Origin of the sequence: Corallococcus sp. Z5C101001, from assembly GCF_007352635.1 — a bacterium.
Lineage (GTDB): Bacteria > Myxococcota > Myxococcia > Myxococcales > Myxococcaceae > Corallococcus > Corallococcus silvisoli.
The window spans coordinates 326,228-345,350 of record NZ_VKLU01000009.1; the positions used below are offsets into that span (position 1 = coordinate 326,228).

Here is a 19,123-nt window from a genome sequence, read left to right on the forward strand (position 1 = left end):
CCTCGCTCGGGTCGACGACCCGGTGTCCCCTGGACGCGCGCGTACTTCGCGTCGGGGGACGGGCGGGTGAGGCGTCGTCTAGGATGCGCCGCCCATGACGCCCTTCCCTGTCGCTACCGCCCTCACCATCGCAGGCTCCGACAGCGGTGGTGGCGCGGGCATCCAGGCGGACCTCCGCACCTTCTCCTTCCACCGCGTCCACGGCACCAGCGCCGTGACGGCCATCACCGCGCAGAACACGCGCGGCGTGTCTCGTGTGGACCTGCTGCCCCCGGAGTCCGTCACCGCGCAGGTGGACGCGGTCGCCGCGGACATGCGCGTGGACGCGGTCAAGGTGGGCATGCTGGCCCACCGCGCGCTCATCGAAGCCGTGGCGGATCAGCTGGCGCGGGTGGCGATGGGCCCCCTCGTGGTGGATCCCGTCATGGTGTCGCGCGCGGGATCGCGGCTCATCGACGACGCGGCCGTGGAAGCGCTGCGAGGGCGCATGCTGCCCATGGCGGCGATCCTCACGCCCAACCGCCATGAGGCGCGGCTGCTCGCGGGCATGGACATCGAGACGCTGGAGGACATGCGCGAGGCGGCACGGCGCATCCACGCACTGGGTCCCCGCGCCGTGCTCGTCAAGGGCGGCGGCATGGCGGGCGCGCTGCGCGGCACCGACGTGTGGTTCGACGGGGCGCGGATGGAGACGCTCTCGGTCGAACCCGTGGAGACGCCCAACACCCATGGCACGGGGTGCACGCTGTCTGCGGCGATCGCCGCTCGGCTCGCGCTGGGAACGGCGCCCCTGGAGGCCGTGCGGCTGGCCAAGGAGTACGTCACCTCGGCGCTGCGCTACCCGCTCGCGGTGGGGCGCGGGAATGGGCCCATCGGGCACTTCTTTCCGCTCCTCCAGGGATAAAGACAGACATTGAATCAATTTCATGTCTGTCTTATTTGTTTACATGTATTTGTTTGTTTCACGCCCTTCTGTGTATTCATGGGGGTGTTGGATGACCTACTGCTCTCTTGAGCATGTGGGCATCCCATGTTCTGGGTCGCGAGTGTGAGCGGTTGAACTCATTCATCCGCGCACCTGCTCACTCTTTCATGTGGGCATGGCCGATCAGAACACCCGGACTGTTCGATTGTTCAGTCTGGGCTGGCGCGAAACTGCCTCAATGTTTGTTCAGTGTCGGTTCAGGTGCGCGAAAGCCCCGTGAAAAAACCACGGAAAGACTGTTCAGTGCTTTTGAGCGTCGGAATCCAGGCCGCCGATGCCCGGCAGCCGCTGCGCGAGCAGGCCCAGCAGCTCCTGGGTGGAGAGGCGCGCCGCGGCGTCCTTCCCCTCCAGCACGCCCGCCACGAGGGCCCGCTTGTGCTCATGGAGCGAGAGCATCTGCTCCTCGATGGTGCCCTTCGCCACCAGCCGGTACACCGTGACGGGGCGCTGCTGGCCGATGCGGTGGGCGCGGTCGGACGCCTGGTCCTCCACGGCCGGATTCCACCAGGGGTCCAGGTGGATGACGCTGGTGGCGGCCGTCAGGTTGAGGCCGAAGCCGCCCGCCTTGAGTGAAATCAGGAACAGGGGCGCGTCTCCCTCCTGGAAGGCGCGCACGCGCTCGGCCCGGGCCCCCGCGGGCGTCTGCCCATCCAGGTATTCGTAGGCGATGCCCTGCGCATCCAGCACCTCGCGCACCAGCGCGAGGTGGGACGTGAACTGGCTGAACACCAGTGCACGGTGGCCCTCCTCGCGCAGCTCCTGGATGAGCTCCATGAAGCGCTCCAGCTTGGAGGACTCCAGCTTCGACGCCGCGTCGTACAGGCGGGGATGCGACGCGAGCAGCCGCAGCCGCGTCAGCGCCGCCAGCAGCTCGATGCGCCGCTCCTGGTCCTTCATCTTCTCCCTGCGCGTCTCCAGGTCGGACAGGGCCGCCAGGCGCGCGTCCTCGTAGAGCGTCCACTCCTGCGGGGACAGCACGACGGGCACATGCACGTCCGTGCGCGGCGGGAGCTGGGCCTCCACCTGGGCCTTCGTGCGGCGCAAGAGGAACGGCTGGAGGACCCGGGCCAGCGCGGGCGCGGCGGTCGGGTCCACCTGCTTCTCGATGGGCGCGGCGAAGCGCGCGCGGAACGCCTCCAGGCTTCCCAGCAGCCCCGGGAAGACGACGGCGAAGAGCGCCCACAGCTCACCCAGGTGGTTCTCCAGGGGCGTGCCGGACAGCGCGAACCGGAAGTCCCCCTGGAGCGCCCGCGCCGCGCGGAAGCGCTGCGTGACGGCGTTCTTCAGCGTCTGGGCTTCGTCGAAGACGAGCGTGGAGAAGCGCAGGGCGGACAGCCGTTCGATGTCCCGCACCAGCAGGCCGTAGCTGATCACCAGCACGTCCCGGGGCCCCAGGCGCTCCAGCGTGAGCCCCCGGTCCTCCGCTTCGGAGAACAACGTCACCTTGAGCGACGGCGCGAAGCGCTTCGCCTCGTCCCTCCAGTTGAAGGCCACCGACGTGGGCGCCAGCACCAGCGCGGGTCCCAGCTTCGCGCGCTCCAGGAGCACCGCCAGCGCCTGCACCGTCTTGCCCAGGCCCATGTCGTCCGCGAGCACCCCGCCCGCGCTCCACGACGCCAGCCGCGTGAGCCAGCGGAAGCCCTCCAACTGGTAGTCGCGCAGCTCCGTCTTGAGCGTCGCGGGCACCCGGGGCTTCAGCTCCTTCGCCGCGAAGATGCGCTCGACCAGCGACTTCCAGGACGCGTCCGCGTCGATCTCCGCGCCCGCGGCGCCCAGCCCCGCCAGGGCCTCCGCCGCCGCGGGGCCCACCTCCAGTCCGTGGCGCGATGCATGGGTGTGATCCGACAGCCGCTCCAGGTGCTCGCGGAGCGCCGCTTCGATCTCCACCCACGTGTGCGCATCCACCTGGACGAAGCGCTCCTTGCGCCGGGCCGCGTCCAGGAGCCGCGCCAGCTCCACGCGCTCGCCCTCCACCGACAGGCCGCCCAGCACGCCGAACCAGTCGCGCTTGCGCTGGAGGATGACCTTCAGGTCGTGCGCGCCCCTGCGCGGCACCAGCCGCATGGAGGTGCCCACCCACTCCAGCTCGGGTCGAGGCTCCAGCTCCGCGCACGCGGCCAGCACCGCGAGCCCTCCCTGCGCGCTGTGGAACTGGAAGCAGAACGGCAGCTCCTGGGGCTCCGCGGTGTGCAGGGGCAGCCGGGCCTGGAGCGCGGCGGCCGCCGTCAGCTCGCGCCCGAAGTCGCGCACGGCGTGGAAGGAGCGCGCGTCGCGCCGCACGTACACGTCGCGAGGGCCCTCGCCTGGCAGGAACGCGGGGCCGTCCGGCAGCGGGCGCAGGCGCAGCTCCAGCCGCACCTCGCCCCCGGGCTGCCCCTCCAGCCGCAGCACCGGGAGCTGCTGGGGGAGCACGGACTCGCCCATCACGCTGCGGGGCATGGCCACCGGCAGGCGCAGCGAGAACCGCGAGAGCTGCTCCAGGAGCGCGCCGTGGCTCTCCGGAGGAAACACGTTGCCGTGCCGGTGGAGCACCGTGGCGAGCGCGCGCATCTCCGGGCTGATGTCCAGCACGGTGAGCACGTTCGCGCCCTCGTCCCAGAGGAACACGGCCTCCTCCGGCTTCGACTTGCGCACGCGCTCCAGCAGGGACGGCGGCAGCGCGGTGCCGTCCACGCCCGCGTTCACCATCACCGTGCCGCCCCGGTCCTCGGCGACCAACCCCACCTTCTCGCGCTCGACGCGCACGGGCAGGTCCTGTGTGCCCTCCAGGGAGAGGCGCGGATGGTCGATGAGCTCGAACAGCAGCGCGCGCGAAGCCGGGGCCACGGAGTCCGTCAGCAGCGCGGCGATGCGCGCGTCCGCCGCGCCAAGCTGCGAGCCGTACTCCTGCAACAGCTTGCGCCGGCCGACCTTCGCGCCCGTCGTGCGCTGGCCCTTCTTCGTGCGCCGGTGCACGTAGGGCGCGACCTCCACGCCGTAGCCTTCGATGACGTCCAGGCGCCAGGAGATCTCCACGCCCCCCGTCCCGCCCGGGCTCTCCTCCACCGCCCGCTCCAGCGCGCGCAGCGTGCGCGCCCACGGCGGCCGCACCAGCTCCTCCAGCGTCTCGCCGAACGCCTCCGTCCAGCGCTGCCGCAGCCAGACGAGCGTGGTGTCCACCGCCGCCAACTGGTGCACGCAGACCGTCGCGCCGCACGTGCAGTCCACCGTCACCGCCGAGGGGCTGAACGTCAGCCGCGCGTCCGGCAGGATGAAGCCGCTGCCCGGCGGGGACACCGGCAGCTCGGAGATGCGCGTCTCCTTGAGGCGGAAAGCCCGGCAGGTCCGGCTCCTCCACCAGCGCCTCCAGCGACAGCGCGCGCGCCGGACGGGGCGCCACCCCCGCGGGCACCCGGGAGCGCCACGCCATCAACATCCCGTGGACGACGTGGGTGCGCGCCTCGGCGGGGGGCACGAGCCGGTCGTTGATGGAGGCCCGCGCCTCGATGGCGCCCTGCCGCTCGTCCTCCGCGTAGCGCCAGGCGAGCTTGGGCAGCAGGTCCCGCATGCGCGGCGTGGGCAGCACCTCCGCGGTCCAGCGGTCGAGCGTGTCCTGGGCCAGCAGCTCCACCAGCCGGCGGCGGGAGATGACGGCGCGCACCTGCGGCAGGTACGCGGCCTCCACTCGAGGGGTGAGCAGCGCCAGGCTCAGCCGCGCCAGGTGCTCCAGGCCTTCCGCCTGGAGCCACGCGCGCAAGGCCGCCTCCGTCTGGAACGGGGGCGTGTTGGGATCCTGCGGGGACTGCTCGGCCATGGCGACGACGGGGTCGTCAATCTACCTTGGCGACGCGGCGGCGATCACCGAGGAACTCTTCCACTCCCAGCACGATGTTTTTCGCCACCTCGTCCTGGAAGCGCTCGGACGCCAGGCGCTTCTCGTCCTCCGCGTGCGACAGGAAGGACGTCTCCACCAGGATGGCCGGCATCTTCGCGCCCAGCAGCACGTAGAACAGCGCTTCCTTGTGGCCCAGGTCCTTGATGCCGTCGTACTGGCCCGACAGGCCCGACACCAGGCTGTGCTGCACGGCGTTCGCCAGCCGCGACGACTCCTCCGTGTTCGCCTTGGTGGCCAGGTCCGCCAGGATGAACTGGAGGTCGCTGATGCCCTTCTCGGACGACGCGTTCTCCCGCGCGGCCAGACGGATGGAGTAGCGGTCCGCGGACGTGTTGAGCGTATACGTCTCGATGCCGCGCAGCTTCTGCGTCGCCGCCGAGTTGCAATGCACCGAGATGAACAGGTCGCCGTGCGCCTCGTTGGCCAGCTTCGCGCGCTCCTCCAGGCGGATGAACGTGTCGTCGTCGCGGGTGAGCACCACCTCCAGGCCCTTCTCCCGCAGCCCGTCCGCGACCTTCTTGGAGATGGCCAGCGCTACGTCCTTCTCCATCGTCCCCGCCTTGCCCACCGCGCCCGAGTCGTGGCCGCCGTGGCCCGGGTCGATGACCACGCGCCGCACCTTCAACCCCAGCTGCTCCGCCAGCGTCAGCTCCGCGTTGCGCGTCTGCTTCGCCACCGCCTTGAGCCGGGCCTGCGCCACCTGCGCGTCCACGGGCGCCGTCACCGGGCGCGGGGCCTCTGGCATGGGCGCCACGGCCACCGCGCGCGGCGGCTTCGACACCGCGACCTCCGGCTCGGCCGGCTTCGGCTCGCTCCGGGACGCCGTCGCCACCGGGGTGCTGTCCACCGCCGGAGCGGACGGCTTCGCGGCCACGGCCGGGGCCTCCGGCTTCACCGCCGGCGGGGTGCCGCGGGAGGAGGCCACGGACTCGGTGTGCTTCGTGTCGCCCGCGCCCTTCGCGGAATCCTTCGCGTCCAGGGCCCGGTCGGCGACGGTGGGCGCGTCCTTGATGACCGGGGCCGCGTCCTTGGTGTGGCCTGGACCGGAGGCAGGGGCGCTCGGATCCAGGCGCGGCAGCACCGGGGACGGCTCGCGCGCGAGCTTGGTGATGGCCTCCACCAGGGCGGAGCGGTCCTGTGGCGTGGCCTCCGCGACGGCGGTGTCCGCGGAGCCCTTCACCACGGGGGGCAGCGGCTTCACCGTGGGCTTGGCCGGGGTCGGCCGGGTGGCCGGGGGCAGCGAGGCCAGGAGCGCCTTGATCTCCTTGTTCTGGTCGCCCTTGGGGTTGGTGGACAGCGACTCGGTGAGGACCTTCCGGGCGGCTTCCGGCTTGTCCAGGCGGTTGACGTGGATGCGCGCCAGCGCCAGCGCCGCGTCGTCCGCGAGCCGGTGCTTCGGGTGGGCCTCCACCAGCTTCGAGTAGTCCGTGATGGCCGACTGAAGGTCCTCCTCCACGAAGGAGATGCGGCTCAGCTCCTGGAGCAGGTCGCCCGCGGTGAAGAGCGCGTCCGGCGCGCGGTCGCTCTTCGGGAAGCGGCTGGCCACGGACTCGAAGCGGTGCACCACGTTGAGCCAGTGGTGGCGCAGCTTGCGGCGGGCCGAGTCGTCCTTCAGCGCGTAGTACGCGCGGCGGGCCTGCTGGTACGCCTCCTCCGCTTCGTCGCGCTTGCTGGCTCCGACGGCGCTCGAGGCCGTGAGCAGCAGCACGGGCAGCACGAAGTGGGAGAAGCGTACGCGCATGAAAGCCTCCGGACGTTGCAGCTAGCTACAGGCGTGTGTCACACGGCCCCCGGGGGCCGGCAACTTTTCAGCCCCACCCGGACGTCCTTCAGCGCACCCAGCCCAGCTTCCGCGCCAGCTCCTCGTCGATGACGCGGCACCAGCCCGGCTCGCTCGGCACCACCGCCGCCAGCACCTTGCCGCCGTTGCGCACGGGGGCCCGCTGGGGGCGGCAGCGCGCCCGCACCCCGATTTTCACGTCCTGGCGGAAGAAGTGCCCGGGGAACTCCGCCTCGCCCTTCCCTTCCGGCAGGAACCCGTCGTCCGGCGTGAGCCACACCAGCGCGCCCAGCCGCAGCGGGACCACCTCCCGGCGCCACAGCCGCCGGACCTCCCAGGCGAAGCCGGCCAGCGCCACCAGCGCGCCCAGGCCCAGGCCCCAGGGCAGCCACCCCACCCGGGCCGCCCGGGCCCTCGCGTGGGCCGCCTCGCGGGGGCGCCCCGGCTGCGACGGATCCACCAGCAGCATCACCCGCTCGCCGTGCCCCAGGGACGCCGCGGTGTCCAGGTGCGTGCGCACCCCCGCCACCGAGTGCTCCACGTCCGCGAACGTGTAGAGCACGTCCAGCGTGCCGTCGGCGTCCTCGGGCGCGTTCGGAGGCGGCAGGTGGCTGCGGTCCACCAGCGCCTCCACCAGCTCCGCGCGGGCCGCGAAGCGCTGCTCCTCCACGAAGTAGCGCCCCACGAAGCCCGCGCCCAGGCCCAGCAGCGCCATCACCGCCAGGCCCAACAGCACCCCTCGCGCGAGCCGCGCCATCGCCCCCGGAACCTGGGCGAGGCGGACGCGGCGAGGGGCATGGGGGATGGCGAGCTGCATGCGGGCATGAAGCCTACTTCACCCCCGCGACGCGCGCTTCATTCGCGCCCCGCCGTCCCCACGAAGCGGAGGCCACGAAGCGAAGGCCACGCTCCCGGGCGTGGACTCCGGCGAGGACGACACCTCCAGCTTGGGGCGCTTCGCCGCGTCCAGGGCCCCATGGCTCTCGTCTCACGGGCAGGGCGGACTCAATGTGTATTCAGGAAGAGCTCAGCTCCTGCTTCAACTTCGCCAGCAGGTTGAGCGCATCCAGCGGCGTCATGCGATCAATGGAAGCATTTCTCAATGCTTCAAGGACCTCCGCGTGCGCGGGAGGTGTCGCGGGGGCGGCGGCCACCGGAGCCTGCGGCGGCGCGGCCCCGAACAACCCCAGCTGCCCCGCGTTCGAGGGCGCGCGCTTGGTGGAGCGCACCGCCACCCGGGGACGGCCCGCGTCGTCCAGCTCGCCCGACTCCAGGTTCTGGAGCAGCTCGCGGGCCCGCGACACCACCTCCGGCGGCAGGCCGGCCAGCTTCGCGACCTCGATGCCGTAGGAGCGGCTGGCCCCGCCGGGCACCAGCTTGCGCAGGAAGATGACCTTGCCGCCCTGCTCCTTCACCGCGACGCACAGGTTCTTCACCCGGGGCCGCTCGCGCGCCAGGTCCACCAGCTCGTGGTAGTGCGTGGCGAAGAGCGACCGCGCGCCCACCTTGTCGTGGATGTGCTCCGCCACCGCCCACGCGATGGAGAGGCCGTCGAACGTGGACGTGCCACGGCCAATCTCATCCAGGATGACCAGGCTCTTGCGCGTGGCGTGGTGGAGGATGTGGCTGGTCTCCGTCATCTCCACCATGAACGTGGACTGCCCGCGCGCCAGGTTGTCCGCCGCGCCCACGCGCGTGAAGATCCGGTCGCACAGGCCGATGCGCGCCGCCTTCGCCGGCACGAACGAGCCCGCCTGCGCCATCAGCGCCGTCAGCGCCACCTGCCGCATCACCGTGCTCTTGCCCGCCATGTTCGGGCCGGTGATGACCAGCAGCTGCGCGTCCTCGGGATCCAGGCGCACGTCGTTGGGCACGAACGAGTCACCCGCGCCCAGCATCCGCTCCACCACCGGGTGCCGGCCGCCGGTGATGCTCAGCCCCTCGCTCGCGTCCACCTGGGGCCGCGTGTAGCCGTACTCCGCCGCGCACCGCGCGAAGGACACCAGCGCGTCCGCCGTGGCCACCGCCTCCGCCGCGGAGCGGATGCCCGGCGCCGCCGCGATGACCTTCGCCCGCAGCTCCTCGAAGAGCTGGAGCTCCAGCACCACGCGGCGCTCCTCCGCCGTGAGCACCTTCTCCTCGTACTCCTTCAGCTCCTCCGTGACGAAGCGCTCCGCGCCCACCGTCGTCTGCTTGCGGATGTAGTCCTTGGGCACCGCGTGCAGGTTCGCCTTCGTCACCTCCAGGTAGTACCCGAAGACCTTGTTGTAGCGGATCTTCAGCGACCCGATTCCCGTGCGGTCCTTCTCCCGCTGCTCCAGCTTGAGCAGGTAGTCCTTGCCGGTCGTGGACAGCGCCACCAGGTCGTCCAGCTCCGCGTGGAAGCCCGGCCGGATGAAGCCGCCCTCGCGGATGACCACCGGCGGCTCGTCCGTCACCGCCCGCATCAGCAGGTCCGCCAGGTCCGGCAGCGCGCCCAGCGGCCCGGACAGCGACTGGAGCAGCGCCGCGTCGCACCGCGCGAGCGCCGCGCCCAGCCTCGGCAGCTGCGCCAGGGACAGCCCCAGCGCGCGCAGGTCCCTCGCGTTGCCCGCGCCCAGCGACAGCCGGCCGCACAGCCGCTCCAGGTCGCCCACCTCCTTGAGCGTGGCCACCAGCTCCTCGCGGTACACGCTCTTGCCGGACAGCTCCTCCACCGCGTCCAGCCGCGCGTGGATCTCCGGCAGCGAGTACAGCGGCGCGGACAGCCAGCGCGCCAGCTTGCGCGCGCCCAGGCCGGTGGCGGTGCGGTCCAACACGCCCAGCAGCGAGCCCTTCCGGCCGCCGTCGCGCAGGCTCTTGAGCACCTCCAGGTTGCCCCGCGAGGACTCGTCCATCACCAGGCAGCCCGTGCGCTCCTGACGCGACAGCCGGTCCACGTGCGCCGCCGCCGTCTTCTGCGTGTCCTTCAGGTAGCGCAGCGCCGCCCCCGCCGCCCCGGTGGCCAGCGGCGAGCCGTCCAATCCGAACGCGGACAGCGACTGCACGTTGAAGTGCGAGCGCAGGAAGGCGGACGCCCGGGTGTGCTCGAAGGCCGCGCCCTCGCTCTCCGCCACCGCCGGCGCGCGCGACAGCCGCTGGCACACCTGCACCACCTCCGGCGCGTCGCGCTGGCCCTGCGGCACCAGCAGCTCCCGCGGCTCCACGCGCGACAGGCCCTCCACCAGCTCCGACAGCCCCTGCGCCTCGAAGGTGTAGAACTCGCCGGTGGACGCCTCCAGCAGCGCCGCGCCGAAGCCCGCCTCGCTCCAGCACACGGCCGCCAGGAAGTTGCTGGCCTGCGGCTCCAGCACCTCGTCGTCCAGCACCATGCCGGGCGTGATGACCCGCGTCACCTCGCGCTGCACGATGCCCGGCCCCGCGCCCGGCTCCGTCACCTGCTCGCAGATGGCCACCTTCAGGCCGTGCTCCACCAGCTTCGCGATGTACCGGCGCGACGAGTGGTACGGCACCCCGCACATCGGGATCTTGTCCGAGCCCTTGGCCCTCGCCGTCAGGGTGATCTGCAGGAGCTCCGAGGCCTTCACCGCGTCCTCGAAGAACATCTCGTAGAAGTCACCCAACCGGAAGAAGAGCACCGTGTCCGGATGGAGCGCCTTCACCTCCAGGTACTGGCGCATCATCGGCGTCAGGGAGGCGATCTCCCGCGCACCCGCGGGCGCCTCACCCGTCCCGACGTCCGGCGTCGTCTCTTCCTCGGGCAGCACCACCGCCGCTGCCTTGCCTGTCTTCGTCTGCTGCGTCACCGACATCCCCGACCTTCTCGCATGGGCTTCCAGCCGGATCAACGAACCGGTGCCCCTACCCACCGCGTATGCCTACCACCGCTGTCCGACATTTCGGCAGGGCCCTTTCCGAAAACGGTTTGCAGCCCCCCCGGCCCCCGGCAGGCTGCCCGCCGACATGGCGACCTCCTCCAACATGAACCGTCCTCCCGTCCCCGCCCTGTTCAAGGTCGCGCTCGCGCCGGTGCAGGCCTTCTTCCGGCTGGAGGCCAGCAGCGGCATCCTGCTGGCCCTGTGCGCGGTGGCCGCGCTCGCGTGGGCCAACTCCCCCTGGGGGGCCACCTACGCCGCGGTGTTCGACGCGCCCCTGCGCCTGGAGATCGTGGGCCACGGCGGGCACTTCACCTTCCGCGAGTTCATCAACGACGGCCTGATGACGCTCTTCTTCTTCCTCGTGGGGATGGAGATCAAGCGCGAGCTGTCCTCGGGGGAGCTGCGCACCTTCTCCCGCGCGCTCCTGCCCCTCATCGCCGCGCTGGGGGGCATGGTGGTGCCCGCCCTGCTCTACGTGGCCTTCACCCACGGCACGCCCGCGCAAGGGGGCTGGGCCATCCCCATGGCCACCGACATCGCGTTCGCCATTGGCTGCCTCACGCTGGTGAAGGCCCGCGTGGGTCATGGGCTGGTGGTGTTCCTCACCGCGCTCGCCATCTTCGACGACATCGGCGGCATCCTGGTCATCGCGCTGTTCTATGGCACCGGCCTCCACGTCGAATGGCTGGCGGTCGCCGCGGGGCTGGCGGCGGTCCTCTGGGGGCTCAACCGCTTCTACGTGCGCAACGGGCTGGCGTACGCGCTGGTGGGGCTGGGGCTCTGGTACGCCATGCACCACGGCGGCATCCACGCCACGCTGTCCGGCGTGGTGCTGGGCCTCGCCATCCCGGCGCTGCCCACCCGGCCGGGGCGCGAGGTGCTGGAGGAGCTGGCGGAGTACATCCGCGGGCTCGTGTCCCAGCCGGACGACGAGGGTGAGCGCGCCGCGCAGCTGCTCCACATCGAGGAGGCGCTGGAGGACATCGAGCCGCCGCTCAACCGCTTCGTGCACCTGTGGCACGGCTACGTGGCGTACGGCATCGTGCCGCTGTTCGCGCTGGCCAACTCCGGCGTGGACGTGTCCGGCATGTCGCCGTCCGACCTGCTCAAGCCCCTGCCGCTGGGCATCATCACCGGCCTCTTCGTGGGCAAGCAGGTGGGCATCTTCCTGTTCACCTGGGCGGCGGTGAAGGCGGGCGTGTCCCCGCTGCCCGCCGGGGCGAGCCTCGCGCAGCTGCACGGCGTGTCGGTGGTGGCCGGCATCGGCTTCACGGTGGCCCTCTTCGTGGGCGGACTGGCCTTCGCCGGACAGCCGTCCCTGCTGGCGGAGGCGAAGCTGGGCATCCTGACGGGCTCGCTGCTCTCCGCCGTGGTGGGCTACGTGCTATTGCGCTACGTGGCCCGTCCGCTCCAGCCGGCGGTGTCCGCTCCGTCATGAACCTCCAGGACCTCAACCGCATCCGGCAGATCACCCTCATCGCCGCCCGCCACGGCTTCGGCGAGGTGGCCGAGCGCGCGGGCGTGTGGCGCATGCTCGGCGGCCGCAAGGAGAAGGTGGAGGTTTCAGAGGAGGCCCGGCGCGCGTCCACCGCCCGCCGCTTCCGCCTCTTCCTGGCGGAGCTGGGCCCCACCTTCATCAAGCTGGGGCAGGTGCTCTCCACCCGCGCGGACCTGCTGCCCGCGGAGTTCGTGGACGAGCTGGCCACGCTCCAGGACCACGTGGAGGCCATCCCGCTGGAGGAGGTCCAGGCGCAGATCCGCGAGGCGCTGGGCAAGGACGTCCAGGAGCTGTTCGCGCAGGTGGACCCGGAGCCGCTCGCCGCCGCGTCCATCGCGCAGGTGCACCGCGCGGTGACGCTGGACGGCGAGGAGGTCGTCATCAAGGTGCAGCGGCCCGGCATCGCCCAGCGCATCGACGCGGACCTGGGCGTGCTGCGCTCGCTCGCGCGCCTGCTGGAGGCCGTGGTGGAGGAGACGGGCATCTACACGCCCTCCGGCATCGTGGACGAGTTCGACCGGGCCATCCACGAGGAGCTGGACTTCCTCAACGAGGCCACCAACATCCGGGCGTTCCTGGAGAACCACAAGGACCGCCCGTACCTCAAGATTCCGCGCGTGCACGCGTCGCTCTCCAGCCGCACCGTGCTCACGATGGAGTTCATCCGGGGGGAGAAGATCAACCCCGCCGCCCTGGCGGAGGCGGACCGCAAGCAGGTGGCCCAGAACATCCTGGAGGCCAGCTTCCGCCAGCTCTTCGACGACGGCCTCTTCCACGGCGACCCCCACCCGGGGAACCTGCTCCTCTTGGAGGACAACCGGCTGGCGCTCCTGGACTTCGGCGTCGTGGGCCGGCTCACGCGCCCCATGCAGGAGACCCTGGTGATGCTGTGCCTCGCGGTGGCGCTCAAGGACAGCGACTCCGTGGCGCGCATCCTCTACCGGGTGGGCGTGCCGGACGCGCGCGCCAACCTGATGGGCTTCCGCAACGACATCGAGTCCATCCTGGGCCAGCACCTGCCCACCACGCTGGGGCAGGTGGACGCCCGCACGCTGCTGCGCGACCTGCTGGACCTGGCCGTGAAGTACCGCATCCGCATCCCCAAGGAGTACGCGCTGCTGTCGCGCGCCTCCATCTCCACGGAGGGCATGCTGCGCGGCCTCTACCCGGAGCTGAACATCATCGAGGTCGCGCTGCCCTACGCGAAGGAGCTGATGGCGGGCAGGTACGATCCCACCCAACTCCAGGGCGGGCTGATGCGCACGCTCCTGCGCTTCCAATCCATGGCGCAGGATCTGCCCACGCAGCTGTCGCAGATCCTCCTGGACCTGGAGACGGGCAAGTTCAGCGTCACGGTGCGCGCGGAGCAGTTCGACAAGCTCAACGAGAACCTGCGCAGCGTGGCCGTCATCGCCTTCCTGGGCCTGTGCGCCTGCGGCTTCATCGTGGGCGCCTTCATCGCCTTCGCGCCCCGGCCGCCCATGTACGGCAACGTCCCGGTGCTGGGCATCGTGGGCATCGCGCTGTCGGCGGCGCTCTTCGGCGCGGTGCTCACCTGGTACCTGTTTGGGGGGCGCTTCGGGAAGGTCAGCGTCAGCCGCTTCCTGAAGAAGCGCCGGTAGCCCGGGCCGCCGTGCCCGACGACGTGGTGGGTGTGACACCGGCCCACCCATGGGCAGACAGGCCAGGGGGCGCATGTCACGAGAGCAAGAACCCATCCGTTGAGGGGTGCACAGTCGCGCGCGGCCCGGCTAGGCTGCGGGGCTTCCCGTTCTCCCCTCTAGCCCCCGTGCTCGAATTGTTCGCGAACCCATCCGCCGCCCGTCGTCCGTACCGCGCCCCGCTGGCCACGTTGTTCGCGGCCGCGCTCCTCGCCACCACCGCCGGCTGTGCTGGCGGGCTCGATGATCCCGAGCGCTTCACCGGAGGGACCTCCTCCTGCGCGCCCGGCACCACCGCCACGAGCCTCATCCAGGCGCAGTGCTTCGCGTGTCACTCCACTGAGACGAAGAACATCGGCGCGAACCTGGACCTCCAGGCGGCCGGGTTGCCGGGGCGGCTCTACACCACCACCGCGTCGTGCAACGCGGCGCCGCTGGCGGACAGCGCCAACCCCTCCCAGTCCTTCTTCCTGAAGAAGCTCTCCGCGTCGCCCGGCTGCGGCGCGCAGATGCCCCAGGGCAATCCGCTGAACGCGGCGGACACCGCGTGCATCTCCGAGTGGCTCATCGCCGGAAAGCCGAGCTCCCCGTGAAGACGCGCGCCCCCTACGCCCCGGCCGCCGCCCTCCTCGGCGCGGTGCTGCTCCTGGCCCCCGCGGCCCACGCCGCGCCGAAGAAGACGGCCCGGACGTCGCAGTCCTCTTCGAAGAAGTCGAAGGCCTCCACCGTGGCGGAGGCCCGCCGCGTGGCGGTGCTCGCCTCCGGTCCGCACGCGGACGCCGCGCGCGACGTGCTGGAGGCGGAGCTGGCCCGCCGCCCGGCCCGCTACGAAGTCGTCCCGGAGTCCGCGGTGCGCGCCGCCGCGTCGCGCCTGGGGCAGGACCCCACGCAGCCCGCCGGCGCCGCCGCCGTGGCGAGCGAGCTGGGCCTGAGCGCCGTGCTCGTCGCGGACACGGCCACCGTGGGGAAGAAGCAGCAGGTGCGCATCACGGTGCGCAACGGCAAGGACGGCAAGGCGCTGGCCTCGCCCGCGGCGGCCCGCCCCGCGACGGAGAAGCTGGTGCCCGCGGCCGTGAAGCGCCAGTGGACCGCCCTGGAGCGCGGCCTGCTGAAGTCCCGCGCGCCGGAGACCGCGGCGGTGGCCCCCACGCCGCCCAAGCCCGTGGAGCCGGAGCCGTCGGTGAAGCCCGCGACGCCCATCGCGGAGACGCCCTCCACGACGCCGTCGGCCACGACGCCGAAGACGCCTGACACGGGGCCTTCCCGCAAGCCGGTGGCCGCCGCGCCGAAGCCGGACGAGGCGAAGGCGCCGGAGGACGGCGCCCCCACGCCTCAGGAGCTGCACTCCGCGCCGCTCGTGGAGGGCGCGGTGGGCCTGCGGCTCTTCGGCCGGTCGCTTCGCTACAAGGACGACGTGTTCGGGGTGCTCCGGCCCTACACGCTGGGCGCCGACGTGGGCGGCTTCGCGCTGCCGGGCGCGCCGCAGGTGTCGGGTGACATCACGGTCTACCCGCTCGCGCGCTTGAAGACGGGCGCCCTGGCGCGGCTGGGCATCACCGGCGCGATTGATCAGTCCTTCGGCTTGAAGTCCACCGGCTCCACGGGCGCGGTGTCGTTCCCCACCGTCGCGCGCGAGTGGCAGGCGGGGCTGCGCTACGTGGTGCCCTTTGGCGCGCGGGACCGGTACGGCTTCGAGATCACCGGCACCTACGGGATGAACACCTTCCGCGTGGACGCGGTGGACGGTGAGCGTCCGGTGGACCTGCCCAACGTGGAGTACAAGACCGCGGGCCTGGGGTTGGGCTTGAGGGCGGAGCTGACGGAGAAGCTCGATTTCAACTTCCGCCTCGGCTACCTGCACCCGCTGGACTCGGGCGAGCTGTCCTCGGACGCCTGGTTCCCCCGGATGTCGGCGGGCGCCGTCACGGGCAGCGCGATGGTGGCGTACCGGCTCAACCGCTTCCTGGACGTGCGGTTGAAGGCGGACCTGCGCCGCTACTTCTTCAAGTTCAACCCCGAGCCGGGCGACCCCTACGTCGCGGGTGGCGCGGTGGATCAGTATCCCGGCCTGTCGCTCCAGCTGGGCTTCCGCTACTGACCGTGCCCTCCCGTCGGTCCGTGTCACGCACGGACCGGCGGTGTGGGGGCTGGGTTCTCGATGCGCTCCGCTCTCTTCGCCCTGTTCGCGGCCGTTGGCGTGTTGCCCCTGGGGCCCGTGGCGCTCGCGGCCAACCCGCCCCTGCGCAGCTCGAACTACGCGATCGACGTGTTCCAGGGACCGGTGCTGGCACCCGTGCGGGTGTCGGGGCTGGCCGGCGCGTACGCGCCCCTCGCGGAGGGCGTGGAGGGCATCGGCGTCAACACGGCGGCTCCGGCGGCGCGCTCGCTCTATTCGACGAAGTACGTCGACTATGACCTGTCGCTGGGCTTCACGTTTCCCAACTCGCTGCGCGACACCGACTTCGACAACAATGGCTCGGTGGGCTTCGCCTACAAGGACTTCCTCTTCACCCAGATGGGTGGGCTGATCCAGTGGGGCCCCTGGGGCGTTGGGGGGCTCGCATCCCTCCAGAACTACACGCTGGGCCTGGACGCGAACGGGCAGCTCCTCCAGCTGAGCATGACCCGCTTCCAGCTCCAGCTCGCGCGCGCGCTGCTCGATCGCGAGCTGGTGGTCGGTGTCGGCCTGCGCGCGGTGTCCCTGGGAATCGACGCGGGTGAGGAGACGAAGAGCAACCTCGCCAGCATGTTCGGCATCAACGTCGAGGCAGGCGCCCTCTGGACCCCGCTGGCGCTGCCGATGCGCGCGGCCCTGTCGCTCCGCGCCCCGGTCCAGGGGCGGCTGCTGCCGGGCAGTCCAACCCCCGCCGATGCTGACGGCAACGTGAGGGTCGCGGGCCTCTATCTGCCCTCCTCGGTCAAGCTCCCCTGGGAGATTGAAGCAGGGTTCGCCTACCAGTTCGGCCCCCGCCCTCTCCAGATCGCGTGGGGCCCGGACCGTGAAGAGCAATACAGGACCCTGCCGCGCGGGAAGCTGCTGCTGACGGGCTCGGTGCTCATCAGCGGCGCGGTGTCGAACGCCATTGGCTTCGAGTCCTTCCTGTCGCAGCAACTGGAGCGGTCCGGGCGCCGGGTCGTGTTCTCGCCGCGCGTGGGGGCGGAGATCGAGCCCATCGAGAATCGGCTCCAACTGCGCCTGGGCAGCTATCTCGAGCCCAGCCGCTTCGTTGGCATCCAGCCGCGCCTGCATGGCACCGCCGGGGTCGAGCTGCGCCTGTTCCGGTGGTCTGTCTTTGGCCTGACCTCGCCCGAGACCTCATGGCGCATCAACAGCTTCATCGACGTCTCCCGCCTCTATCTCGCCTGGGGCGTGGGCGCCGGCATCTGGCACTAGTCGAGCCGGATTGGCCGCCGTCCAGGACGGGGCCCGACAGCGTTCGTTCAACCTGGACAGGCACAAGGCCTTGCGTGGCACGGCCCCCTTCGAGAGAACCAGTCGTAAATCTGGATAGCTAGCTTTAACAGCAAATGCCGGTAGGCTATACGTGGTCGCAGGCTCCGTCCGGCGCCAAGGGCAGGACCTCCCGTTGAAAGGCCGTGCACCCGGTCATGACGCCTCCTCGACGCATCAGCCCCAAGGCGGGCCTGCTCCTGTTCATCCCGTTTGTCTGTCTGACCCTGGCGGTTCGGAGCGTCGCGTTCGCGCCGCAAGGCGTGGACCTCGACTTCAGCGCGTATTGGGCGGCGGCCCGGATGGCCTTCTCCCACCAGACGAGCCCCTACAACGGCGAGACGCTGCGCGCCGTGGGAGGAGAATGGCTTCCAGGGCGACAGCCCGTACCGCCCTTCATCTACACGCCAACGGCCCTGCTGCCCTTCGGGCTCATCGAGCACCTGGAGTTCGTCACCGCGGCCCGGGTCATGCTCGTCATCAACCTCCTCGCCAGTGCGGCCATGTTTGCCTTCATGGCCTCCGCGCTTGGACTGACGAGAAGCCGGCGAACGTTCAGGTATGGGATTGTCTACACCCTGCTGTTCGCCCCCATCTACTCGTCGCTGGGCATGGGCCAGGTGAACCCGGTGTTGCTCCTGCTGGTCTGCGTTGTGTGGCACGTGCACCGGAGCGGGCGGATGGCGGGGGTGGGAGGCCTGGCCGGAGCGGCCGTGGTGTTCCTCAAGTTCCACTTCGGCCTGTTGCTGCTCCCACTCCTGTTGCGGCGACAGTGGCGGATCGCGCTCTGGGGCAGCGCGTTCCTCCTCCTGGGCGCGGGCCTGTCCTGGGCGCTACTGCCATTCGACGGCTGGAGCCAGTGGCATGAGCACGTCGTGCGGGCCAGCTCGCTCACCCAGTTGCCCAAGGGGCTCAGCGGGGTCACGGATCCGTCCAATCTGAGCGTGCCTGCCCTGACGGGACGCTTCCTGCTGAAGAACCCGGCGTTTCCAAGCAACCCGGTCCCGCCCTGGTTCGCCGCCGCGGTTCCCATGGTGTTGTGCGGCGCCATCGCGAGCATCGCGGTCGGAGTCCTGTGGCGCCTCAGCCGGACGCCCTGGACTCCCGAACGCGCAAACCTGGAGATCTGCCTCGTGCTGGCGACCATCTTCGAGGTGTCGCCTGCCTCGTGGGGCTCGCAGTTGGTGTTCCTGCTGCCGGTCATCTACCTGCTGGGCTGTGAGGTGGTCGCGTCGCCGGAGGAGCCTTCCGCGCGGCGGCTCCTGCTGGGCGCCGCGATGTGCGTCGTGGCCGTGCACCCCATCTTCTTTCGGCTCCAGGCCTCCGGTGCCGTCCTGGGCGTGGCCACGCTGCGATCCCTGGCGCCGCTGCTGTTGTGGGCTTCCCTGGTGATGTGGGCGCTGCGCCACGCTCCTGTGCGCGAGCCCGCCGAGGTGTCCCCCGTCACCACCGCGCCTGCCGTCTGAAGCCGCGCATTCGTCGCGTGGGTTCGCAAGCGCCTTGTCGCGCGCGGTCCCGCGCGTTTGACTCGAGGACCATGGCCCCTGTGCTTCATCGACTGTTCCTCGTGGGTGTCCTCCTCGTCATGGGCTGTGGAGGGCTGCGCCGGTCCCTCGCCGAGGAGGGCTATCTGCGACAGCAGCTGTATGACTACAGCTACGACGTCCCACTGGATGCGCTGTGGGGAGAGGCGGTGGCGGTGACGGCGCGGGCGGCCAGCGCGAAGGAGTGGACGGAGGGCACCCGGAGCGCGGAGGGGGTGCGGACCTTCTCGGTGAACTTCCCCGGGGCCAAGACCGAGCCGCTCGGCGAGACGGGGCTGCTCGTCAGGGGCTGGGAGGCGGAGGGACGCAGCCACCTCCACATCTTCCGCGTGTCCCAGCGCCGGCCACCTCCCCCCTCCGATCTGGGCTCGCGCGCCGAGGACCTGGAGATGAAGGTCCTGGAGCGCTTCCGTCCGGAAGACGCGCGGAGGTTCCAGGAGGGCGCGAAGCAGGCGGGCCAGCGCGCCCCGTAG

General features: G+C 71.2%; 12 protein-coding genes. 8 read left to right on the forward strand and 4 right to left on the reverse strand.

What is annotated here, in order from left to right; translation table 11 throughout:
* The first annotated feature begins 94 nt into the window (after positions 1–94).
* Positions 95–904, forward strand: a complete 810-nt coding sequence (thiD, locus tag FOF48_RS21815; RefSeq protein WP_143904674.1) for a bifunctional hydroxymethylpyrimidine kinase/phosphomethylpyrimidine kinase — start codon at positions 95–97, stop codon at positions 902–904.
* 321 nt (positions 905–1,225) lie between these two features.
* On the opposite strand, the gene FOF48_RS21820 is transcribed toward thiD, so the two are convergent.
* The 4 genes from FOF48_RS21820 to mutS form a co-directional block, all read right to left on the reverse strand.
* Entirely contained in the window at positions 1,226–4,261 is a 3,036-nt protein-coding gene (locus tag FOF48_RS21820; protein ID WP_304503229.1) for a DEAD/DEAH box helicase, read from the reverse strand.
* Positions 4,262–4,794: 533 nt separating this feature from the next.
* Positions 4,795–6,600 (reverse strand): N-acetylmuramoyl-L-alanine amidase, encoded by a 1,806-nt coding sequence (locus FOF48_RS21825; RefSeq protein WP_143904675.1) that lies wholly within the window; start codon positions 6,598–6,600, stop codon positions 4,795–4,797.
* Positions 6,601–6,688: 88 nt separating this feature from the next.
* The gene (locus FOF48_RS21830; RefSeq protein ID WP_143904676.1) at positions 6,689–7,456 is read right to left on the reverse strand and encodes a DUF3592 domain-containing protein; all 768 of its coding nucleotides are present in this window, start codon (positions 7,454–7,456) and stop codon (positions 6,689–6,691) included.
* Positions 7,457–7,655: 199 nt separating this feature from the next.
* Positions 7,656–10,430 (reverse strand): DNA mismatch repair protein MutS, encoded by a 2,775-nt coding sequence (mutS, locus tag FOF48_RS21835; RefSeq protein WP_143904677.1) that lies wholly within the window; start codon positions 10,428–10,430, stop codon positions 7,656–7,658.
* Between the two features lie 151 nt (positions 10,431–10,581).
* Between mutS and nhaA the strand changes: the two genes are divergently transcribed.
* The 7 genes from nhaA to FOF48_RS21870 all read left to right on the forward strand — a co-directional run bounded on the left by nhaA (position 10,582) and on the right by FOF48_RS21870 (position 19,123).
* Complete coding sequence (nhaA, locus tag FOF48_RS21840) at positions 10,582–11,934, forward strand: Na+/H+ antiporter NhaA (RefSeq protein ID WP_186002012.1); 1,353 nt, start codon at positions 10,582–10,584, stop codon at positions 11,932–11,934.
* Positions 11,931–13,616, forward strand: coding sequence for an AarF/ABC1/UbiB kinase family protein (locus FOF48_RS21845; protein ID WP_143904678.1), 1,686 nt, complete (start codon positions 11,931–11,933; stop codon positions 13,614–13,616). The genes nhaA and FOF48_RS21845 overlap by 4 nt, the downstream gene beginning before the upstream one ends.
* A gap of 167 nt (positions 13,617–13,783) precedes the next feature.
* Positions 13,784–14,248, forward strand: a complete 465-nt coding sequence (locus FOF48_RS21850; protein ID WP_143904679.1) for a hypothetical protein — start codon at positions 13,784–13,786, stop codon at positions 14,246–14,248.
* Positions 14,245–15,753, forward strand: coding sequence for a hypothetical protein (locus FOF48_RS21855; protein ID WP_143904680.1), 1,509 nt, complete (start codon positions 14,245–14,247; stop codon positions 15,751–15,753). Before FOF48_RS21850 ends, FOF48_RS21855 begins: the two co-directional genes overlap by 4 nt.
* A 60-nt stretch (positions 15,754–15,813) precedes the next feature.
* The gene (locus FOF48_RS21860; protein WP_255442522.1) at positions 15,814–17,049 is read left to right on the forward strand and encodes a hypothetical protein; all 1,236 of its coding nucleotides are present in this window, start codon (positions 15,814–15,816) and stop codon (positions 17,047–17,049) included.
* 215 nt (positions 17,050–17,264) lie between these two features.
* Positions 17,265–18,572: a glycosyltransferase family 87 protein gene (locus FOF48_RS21865; protein WP_143904681.1), complete on the forward strand. Its 1,308-nt coding sequence runs from the start codon at positions 17,265–17,267 to the stop codon at positions 18,570–18,572.
* Positions 18,573–18,643: 71 nt separating this feature from the next.
* The gene (locus FOF48_RS21870; protein ID WP_143904682.1) at positions 18,644–19,123 is read left to right on the forward strand and encodes a hypothetical protein; all 480 of its coding nucleotides are present in this window, start codon (positions 18,644–18,646) and stop codon (positions 19,121–19,123) included.

Bases quoted from the DNA above. Each gene is read 5' to 3' on its own strand.
- thiD (WP_143904674.1), top strand. From the start codon at position 95: ATGACGCCCTTCCCTGTCGCTACCGCCCTCACCATCGCAGGCTCCGAC.
- FOF48_RS21825 (WP_143904675.1), bottom strand. From the start codon at position 6,600: ATGCGCGTACGCTTCTCCCACTTCGTGCTGCCCGTGCTGCTGCTCACG.
- FOF48_RS21830 (WP_143904676.1), bottom strand. From the start codon at position 7,456: ATGCAGCTCGCCATCCCCCATGCCCCTCGCCGCGTCCGCCTCGCCCAG.
- mutS (WP_143904677.1), bottom strand. From the start codon at position 10,430: ATGTCGGTGACGCAGCAGACGAAGACAGGCAAGGCAGCGGCGGTGGTG.
- nhaA (WP_186002012.1), top strand. From the start codon at position 10,582: ATGGCGACCTCCTCCAACATGAACCGTCCTCCCGTCCCCGCCCTGTTC.
- FOF48_RS21845 (WP_143904678.1), top strand. From the start codon at position 11,931: ATGAACCTCCAGGACCTCAACCGCATCCGGCAGATCACCCTCATCGCC.
- FOF48_RS21860 (WP_255442522.1), top strand. From the start codon at position 15,814: ATGCGCTCCGCTCTCTTCGCCCTGTTCGCGGCCGTTGGCGTGTTGCCC.
- FOF48_RS21865 (WP_143904681.1), top strand. From the start codon at position 17,265: ATGACGCCTCCTCGACGCATCAGCCCCAAGGCGGGCCTGCTCCTGTTC.
- FOF48_RS21870 (WP_143904682.1), top strand. From the start codon at position 18,644: ATGGCCCCTGTGCTTCATCGACTGTTCCTCGTGGGTGTCCTCCTCGTC.